Origin of the sequence: uncultured Dialister sp. (genome assembly GCF_900541605.1) — a bacterium.
GTDB lineage: Bacteria > Bacillota > Negativicutes > Veillonellales > Dialisteraceae > Dialister.
In genome coordinates, this window is the sequence record NZ_UQKJ01000099.1 from 1 (window position 1) to 7,278 (window position 7,278).

7 protein-coding genes are annotated in these 7,278 nt (G+C 52.5%); 4 read left to right on the top strand and 3 right to left on the bottom strand.

From position 1 onward, the window contains the following. The first annotated feature begins 299 nt into the window (after nt 1–299). Complete coding sequence (locus QZR21_RS07145) at nt 300–1,658, top strand: MATE family efflux transporter (RefSeq protein WP_296099212.1); 1,359 nt, start codon at nt 300–302, stop codon at nt 1,656–1,658. A gap of 3 nt (nt 1,659–1,661) precedes the next feature. After that, nucleotides 1,662–2,288, top strand: coding sequence for a YitT family protein (locus QZR21_RS07150; RefSeq protein ID WP_296099208.1), 627 nt, complete (start codon nt 1,662–1,664; stop codon nt 2,286–2,288). Between the two features lie 217 nt (nt 2,289–2,505). Here the strand turns inward: QZR21_RS07150 and sucD are convergent, their stop codons facing one another. The 3 genes from sucD to QZR21_RS07165 form a co-directional block, all read right to left on the bottom strand. Next, complete coding sequence (sucD, locus tag QZR21_RS07155) at nt 2,506–3,408, bottom strand: succinate--CoA ligase subunit alpha (protein WP_296099206.1); 903 nt, start codon at nt 3,406–3,408, stop codon at nt 2,506–2,508. A 10-nt stretch (nt 3,409–3,418) separates the two neighbouring features. Further along, nucleotides 3,419–4,615: an ADP-forming succinate--CoA ligase subunit beta gene (sucC, locus tag QZR21_RS07160; protein ID WP_296099204.1), complete on the bottom strand. Its 1,197-nt coding sequence runs from the start codon at nt 4,613–4,615 to the stop codon at nt 3,419–3,421. A 223-nt stretch (nt 4,616–4,838) separates the two neighbouring features. Further along, the gene (locus QZR21_RS07165) at nt 4,839–5,477 is read right to left on the bottom strand and encodes a hypothetical protein (protein WP_296099202.1); all 639 of its coding nucleotides are present in this window, start codon (nt 5,475–5,477) and stop codon (nt 4,839–4,841) included. 163 nt (nt 5,478–5,640) lie between these two features. Here QZR21_RS07165 and QZR21_RS07170 point away from each other — a divergent pair, with 163 nt between their 5' ends. After that, complete coding sequence (locus tag QZR21_RS07170; protein WP_296974630.1) at nt 5,641–6,642, top strand: PhoH family protein; 1,002 nt, start codon at nt 5,641–5,643, stop codon at nt 6,640–6,642. After that, nucleotides 6,608–7,018, top strand: a complete 411-nt coding sequence (locus tag QZR21_RS07175; RefSeq protein WP_296974633.1) for a PhoH family protein — start codon at nt 6,608–6,610, stop codon at nt 7,016–7,018. Before QZR21_RS07170 ends, QZR21_RS07175 begins: the two co-directional genes overlap by 35 nt. Nucleotides 7,019–7,278: the final 260 nt, after the last annotated feature.

Genomic DNA, 7,278 nt, shown 5'->3' on the forward strand with positions numbered 1-7,278 from the left:
TGCATGAAAATACATGTATAATCGGACTCTGCGAATTAATCAGCGCTTCCTTAAAAATCTCATCAGTAAAATCGTTGGAAATATACTGTTTCATAGAAATTTTCCCTTACCTTTCACCCACCGGGGAGAACATTTTCGCTTACATGCTTTATAAGCAGTCCTCCAGATAATATTAATTCCGGGACATGCAATTGTATGCCCCAACCGGGCTTGTGCTGCCATTTCATTGCCACTTCCGGAAAGATGTGCTATGATTGTCCGTGTATTGATACCATGCTATTGATTAATGGAGCAGGATTATGAACGAAGCCGGAAAAAATAACAATCTGGAAATCTTTGACCATGCCCCTATCCCCAGGGCCATCCTCACCAATACCGTTCCTGCCATGGCGGCTATGCTCATGGTCCTTTTATATAACCTGGCGGATACATTCTTCGTAGGCCAGACCCACAATGCCCTCATGGTAGCCGCCGTTTCCCTGGCAACTCCTGTATTTCTCATGTTCATGGCTTTGGGAACTATTTTCGGCATCGGCGGGACCAGCGTCATTTCCAGGTCTTTGGGCGAAAAGAAACTGTTCTATGCTCGAAAAGTTTCTTCCTTCTGCATGTGGGGAGCTGTAGTGACCGGGCTTGTCTTTGCAATCCTTATCTTCCTGTTTGCAGATCCGATACTCCGTCTGATTGGTGCCAGTGAGGACACCTGGGACTATACGAAGCAGTATCTTTTGATTGTTACAGCGGCCGGTCCTTTTGTACTGCTGTCAAACTGCTATGCCAATATTATCCGGGCCGAAGGAAGAGCAGGCACGGCCATGGCGGGACAGCTCGTCGGCAATATCCTGAACATTCTCCTGGATCCTGTCCTGATTCTTAGCCTTGGATGGGGCGCAGCCGGTGCCGCCCTGGCGACATCCATAAGCAACGTAGCCGGTGCAGTATTTTATATCCAATACCTCTATTCCGGAAAGTCCATGCTTACGCCGTCACTCCTGTATTTCACCTGGAAGGAAAATATCCTCCAAAATGTCCTCTCCATCGGAATTCCTGCTTCTTTGGGGGATATGCTGATGAGCGTATCCAATATTGCCTCCAATGCCCTGATTTCTACTTACGGAGACATGGCAGTGGCAGGATTTGGTGTATCCATGAAGATAACCATGATTACCGGCATGATCTGTATCGGCTTCGGCCAGGGTGTGCAGCCTCTTTTCGGATACTGTATTGGTGCCGGAAAAGGGACCCGGTTCCAAAAATCCCTGTTTTATTCTGCCTGCTCTGCCTTTATAATGAGCACGATGATGACCATTTTCTGCTACTGTTTCATTGATTATCTGGTCAGTGCCTTTCTTACTGATACCACGGCCTATGAATATGCCCTGCATTTTGCTGAAATCCTGCTTTCCACCAGTTTCTTCTTCGGCCTTTACTACGTCTTTCTTAATGCCCTCCAGGCTATGGGGGAAGCTGGCAGAGCGCTCATTATCAATCTCAGCCGACAGGGAATTATTTATCTTCCCGTCCTTTTTTATCTGGATCACCGTTTCGGCATAAGCGGACTTCTCTGGGCGCAGCCGGTGGCAGATGTGCTGTCCCTGGTGCTGGTCATCCTGCTTTACCGTTCCGCCTGGAAACAATGGAGAAAAAGGAGAATCTGAAATATGAAACCATCTGAACGGGATGTTTCCTTCCGTTATCTGGGGTACATCATCGGAATGAATCTCCTCTGTATCGGCATTAACCTGAACATCCGATCCGATTTGGGAGTGGCCGCTTTCAGCACCCTTCCCTACGCCCTGAGCCAGGTTTTTACCGGTCTTACGTTCGGAGAAATGAATGTGATCATTTACATTCTACTGGTATCCCTGCAGTTCCTCATAGAGAGGCACCTATCCCTCCCTCTCCTTGCAGAAATTCCCTTTTCCTTTGTTTTCGGGCTTCTAGTGGACTTCTATGGCCTGATCCTGCCGGCAGTCGATTTCTCCCTGTCGCTTCGAATACCGGTCCTTCTGGCAGGCAATACGCTGAGCGGCATCGGGGTCTTCCTCATGGTCCGTGGACAGCTGGTGGTGGCACCGGTGGACGGTATTGTGGCCAGTGTCTTCAAGGTATACTGCCACCCCTACTCTATCTGCAAGAACTGTTTTGACCTGTCCATGCTGTCTATCACTGTGATTTTCTGCCTCCTCTGGCATACCCCCTTTTACGGTATCGGTCTGGGCACCATATTTTCTGCCTTCTACGTAGGCCGGGTCATCCGGCTCTGTGAAAAGGTATGTGCATCATGATTCGCCCCAAGGATTCCCCATTCCTGATACACAGCGCAAAAACCTGCCCGGCAATGATGCCGGACAGGTTTTTTGACATGCCTGTGAAATTGGATCCCTCAGACGTCACTATACGAACCGGCGTCTTGCCCCCAAGGGCGATATAAACCCGAATGGTTTCTGGGGAAAAGACCATTCTCCGGTATTTTCAAAACTTTTGGGAACCTGCCGCCATTTCTCAGCAGGTATGGCATTCGTCGTAGAGTCCCTTTTCCTTGAGAAGGTTGATGACCGTATTTCCGATATCCGCCACTGTCTTTGCCACCGGGATGCCGACGGCGTTCAATGCGGCAATCTTCTCTGCTGCGGTGCCTTTGCCGCCGGAAATGATGGCGCCGGCGTGGCCCATCCGTTTTCCTGGAGGTGCCATGCGGCCGGCAATGAAGGCTGCCACCGGTTTCTTCATGTGTTCATGGATCCAGGCTGCTGCCCGCTCTTCTGCGTTGCCCCCGATTTCACCGATCAGGAGAACCGCTTCCGTTTCCGGATCTTCTTCGAAAAGTTTCAGTGCATCGATGAAATCCGTACCCTTAATGGGGTCCCCGCCAATGCCGATGGCCGTGGTCTGGCCGATGCCGGCCTGGGTGAGCTGGTAAGTAGCTTCATAGGTGAGGGTACCGGACTTGGAGATAACCCCTACGTGGCCTTTCTTATAAATCTGGGAAGGAATGATACCGATATTGCATTCTCCCACGGAAATGATGCCGGGGCAGTTCGGCCCGATGAGACGGGTCTTTTTCCCTTCCATGTACCGGTGCACCTTGACCATATCTTCCACCGGGATATGTTCCGTAATACATACCACCAGGTCCAGCTTTGCTTCTACCGCTTCCAGGATAGCATCCGCCGCAAAGGGAGCGGGAACGAAGATAACGGACGCCGTAGCGCCAGTCACCTGGACTGCATCGCGGACTGTATTGAATACAGGCACCCCGTTGCACACCTGTCCTGCTTTACCGGGGGCCGTGCCGCCTACGATATTCGTGCCGTAGGCCTGCATCTGTTCTGTATGGAAACGGGCTGCCTTGCCGGTGATGCCCTGTACAATGACCTTCGTATCTTTATGAATTAAAATACTCATTTGCCCCTCCTCATTTTCCTTCCCGCTGTTCTTTCGCCAGGCGGATGGCAGTCTTGGCGCCTTCATCCATATCTGCCGCAGGGAACAGATTCTTTATATTCGCTTTATGGAGAATTTCCCGTCCCATTTCCACATTTCGTCCTTCCAGACGGACGATGACAGGAATGGGGAATTCTTCTTTTCCGCCGGAAAGTTCCGCTGCCGCTTCCACAATACCCGTGGCAATGACGTCGCATTTATTGATGCCACCGAAAATATTGATCAGTATACTGTGGGCCTGGCTGCCTTCCAGCATGATTTTAAAGGCCGCCACGATTTTTTCCGGTGTGGAATCGCCGCCAACGTCCAGGAAGTTGGCCGGATCTCCGCCATTTTCCTTAATAATATCTACGGTCGCCATGGCAAGGCCGGCACCGTTGACCATGCAGGCTACGTCGCCGCCCAGGTTCACGTAGTTCAGGCCTTCCGCCGCCGCTTCCCGTTCTTTCGGGTCCTCTTCCGTAATATCACGGAGCGCCATGATATCCGGATGACGGGTCAGTGTGCTGTCATCGAAATTCAGCTTCGCATCCAGCGCCAGCACTTCATTTTCTTCGGTCACCACCAACGGGTTGCATTCAGCCAGGGAGCAGTCCTTGTCCACAAAAAGCTTGTAGAGGTACTTCATGAAGGTGGCCGCTTTCCGTACCACCGCCGGTTCCATATGGAGGGCATAGGCCATGCGGTTTGCCTGGAAATCGGCGAGACCGATAGCGGGGTCAATGTATTCCTTCAGGATGGCTTCCGGTTTTTCCGCTGCCACATCTTCGATGGACATGCCGCCGCATTCAGAGGCCATCATCACCACTCCCCGGGATTCCCGGTCCGCCAGGAAGGAAATATAGTATTCCTTCTTGATATGGGCACCGGCTTCGATGAGAAGGCGGTTTACTTTCTTACCCTGGGGCCCGGTCTGCCGGGTGACGAGGATGCTCCCCAGGAGGTCCTTTGCGTATTTCCGCACTTCCTCCAGGGAGTGGGCCAGCTTCACGCCTCCCGCTTCCCCGCGGCCGCCGGCATGGATCTGGGCTTTTACAACAACCACCGGTGTATCAAGGCGCTTTGCATTGGCCACTGCCTCTTCCACCGTAAATGCCGGATATCCTTCCGGCACATGGATGCCATATTCCTTCATAATGGCTTTACTCTGGTATTCATGAATATTCATGAAAATTCTCCTTTCGGAAATGGAAGAGCCGAATTTTACTCCGGTTCTTTCTTCATGACAGCGTATAGAATTACAATTCCTATCATACCACTTTATGTATCCGCAAAAAAGATGATTGCTCCTTAATATAGTATACTTTGCAAAACTAGCATAGCCTTAATAGTGTTCATTGCAAAAAAGGTATAGGCTGAGAACAACCGGCCCAGAAGGGGCAGGGATAATTTCAGGAAAGAGGCCCAGCCTCCAGGGTCAGATAGCGGCCGGTCATATCATCCAGGATGAAATCATTGGCAAAGAGGAGGGTGCCCCGGAAAGAGGAGATGTCATGGATTTCCTGTCCTTCATTCACCCCTTCATACCGGCCATTCCGATACTGCAGGCGCACCCAGGCCGGTTGGCTTCCGCCGCCATACCGTTTCACCAGGAGATCCTTCCATTTTCCCTTTTCTCCATCCACTGCGATGAGGGGACTGTGGATAATGGTCAATGTCTGGGATACCCGCCACCGGTCTTTTCCATGGGGCACAAGAATGGCCAGGGTGCTGCCGCCGGTGCCCGATGTCCAGGGACCCCGGAGAAGGACAAGGGCCTCCATTTTCCCATCGCCCGCCAGATCCACCCTGTGGTAACTGTATTTCGTATCTTTCCATTGGTCCCGGGGAATATCCATATCCCGAATCACCGCCCGGCGGATAGCCTCCGATGGTTCCTCTTCCACCAGCAGCTTCCGGAAACCGCTGCCTGTCTCCAGGGATTCCAGGGATACATAGCTCTGCCCCAGCAGGTCCGATGCTTCCGCAGCGCCGGTGACTCCCAGGCAGAGGACCGCCGCCAGGAGAACTTTTACAGGATAATGGTCCATAAAATGCCTCCATAGATTTCAGCCGGCGAAGAGATGTATATATTTCCTCTCTTCCGCCAAACAGAGAATTGATTTTATTTTTACAACTTCATGGTATCATAAAAACAGGATCAATACTTTCCTTTGTAAAAAGAATAAAACCTGGTAAGGAAGGAGCATCCCCATGAAAAAGACCTATGTGGTAGATACGAATGTACTGGTGCAGTCCCCCTACGGACTCTACGCGTTCGAGGAGAATGAGGTGGTCATTCCCCTGGTGGTGGTGGAAGAACTGGATGGTCTGAAGAAGGCGGAAGGCGAAAAGGGAGCCAATGCCCGGCAGGCCATCCGCCTTCTGGACAGCCTCCGGCAGCGGGGCAACCTGCTCGAAGGAGTGCCCATCCAGAATGGTGGCACCGTGCGGGTGGAAACAAACTGCGTAGATGTCACCCTTCCCCGGGACCTGCCGGAAAATGAATCGGATAACCGGATTCTCATGGTCTGCAAAGGCTTGAAGGAGGCAGACCCCTGCCGGGATGTAATACTGGTAACAAAGGACATCGTACTCCGCATTAAGGCCCAGCTCCTTTCCATCCGGGCAGAAGATTTCGAAGCGGAGCAGGTATCCCGGCAGGAGGCCAATTACACCGGCCGGGGCCACGCTTACCTTCCCCAGAACTCGGTGGGAGATTTCAAAAATGGCGGCGTTCCCCTTTCCCTCCTGTATCATACCGATGATAACGGAAATCCCCTGCCCCTGTCTTTCACGGAAAATGAATTTTTCCTCCTCACCCCCGATGAATCGGCCGGTGTCACCCTGCTGGGCCGGGTGGAAGGACAGCAGATGGTGCCCCTCCGTTACCGCAAACAGCGTCCCTACGGCGTAACACCAAGGAATGTGGGACAGTACTTCCTCCAGGAAGCCCTCATGGAAAGTGCGGAAAAGGCTCCCCTGGTCATTGTGAAGGGCATGGCCGGCACCGCCAAGACCTTCTACTCCATCGCCGTGGGTCTGGAGAAGGTCTTCAACAACCCCACCGGCGAATACCGGCGCATCATCGTGTCCCGGCCTAACGCCCAGTTCGACGATGACATCGGTTTCCTCCCGGGCACGGAACAGGAAAAGATTCCCCCCCCTCATGCGGCCGGTGGTGGATGCGCTGGAACAGCTCCTGGACTCCGATGAAGCCGGACGCTATGAGGATGAGTCCCTCCTCACCGACAAGGTCCAGGAAATCTTCGACCGGGATATCATCGAGACGGAAGCGCTGAACTTCATCCGGGGCCGGTCCATCGTGAAGACCTATCTCATCATCGATGAAGCCCAGAACATCACCCCCAGCCAGGCAAAGGGCATCATCACCCGGGCCGGCAAGGGGACAAAGATCATCCTCCTGGGAGACCCCCAGCAGATCGACCGCCCCTTCCTGGACGAACGGACCAACGGTCTTTCCTACGCCGCCAAGTGCATGAGAGGCAGCCCCCTCTGCTGGCAGATCACCATGGGCCGGGACGAATGCGAACGGTCCAGGCTGGCGATGGATGCGATACAGAGACTGTGAGTCCCAACGGTTTAATAGGATTTGATCCCAAACAGCGAATAGTGAGGAATTAGGAATTAGGAATTAGGAATGGATGTGGCGGCGCGTCAAATTGTGAAGCGCCGCCATTTTTATGTTCTGAAGTCTGCCGTGCAGGCTTCAGGAAGAAATATATTATTCGCGACGCTACATAGATTTGATGCACCGCACCACCACTCCTCCCTACTAAGGAAGCGCTGATTAATTCGCAGAGTCCGATTATACATGTATTTTCATGCAAT

Excerpts from the sequence above, each read along its gene's own strand:
- sucD (WP_296099206.1), bottom strand. The coding sequence starts at position 3,408 with ATGAGTATTTTAATTCATAAAGATACGAAGGTCATTGTACAGGGCATC.
- QZR21_RS07145 (WP_296099212.1), top strand. The coding sequence starts at position 300 with ATGAACGAAGCCGGAAAAAATAACAATCTGGAAATCTTTGACCATGCC.
- QZR21_RS07150 (WP_296099208.1), top strand. The coding sequence starts at position 1,662 with ATGAAACCATCTGAACGGGATGTTTCCTTCCGTTATCTGGGGTACATC.
- sucC (WP_296099204.1), bottom strand. The coding sequence starts at position 4,615 with ATGAATATTCATGAATACCAGAGTAAAGCCATTATGAAGGAATATGGC.
- QZR21_RS07165 (WP_296099202.1), bottom strand. The coding sequence starts at position 5,477 with ATGGACCATTATCCTGTAAAAGTTCTCCTGGCGGCGGTCCTCTGCCTG.
- QZR21_RS07170 (WP_296974630.1), top strand. The coding sequence starts at position 5,641 with ATGAAAAAGACCTATGTGGTAGATACGAATGTACTGGTGCAGTCCCCC.